Consider the following 293-nt stretch of genomic DNA (forward strand, 5'->3'; position numbering starts at 1 on the left):
AGTAAACTGATTCCGACAAAGCGCTCAACACTGTTATGGATGTTAGGTGTTCTTATTGTCGGTATTTTAGTGATTTTATGGGCATGGAGAATCGGACCATTTGCAACGAGTGTTCAGCAAACTGACAATAGTTATGTCAAAGGGAAAACCACGATTTTATCGTCACAAATTAATGGTTACGTTAAAGATGTAGTTGTTAAAGACTTTGATCATGTCAAAAAAGGTCAAGTGCTCATGCATATTGATGCAACCACTTACGACCAAAAAGTAACACAAGCAGCATCAGGTGTTGA

Annotated in this window: 1 pseudogene; it reads left to right on the top strand. The window is 37.9% G+C overall.

Annotated features, from left to right (window positions below):
• Window positions 1-293 (top strand): annotated as a pseudogene (locus UC75_RS22105) (biotin/lipoyl-binding protein); the annotation flags it as partial.

This window comes from Acinetobacter sp. V2 (assembly GCF_001188385.1).
In the GTDB taxonomy this organism is placed as follows: Bacteria; Pseudomonadota; Gammaproteobacteria; order Pseudomonadales; family Moraxellaceae; genus Acinetobacter; species Acinetobacter oleivorans.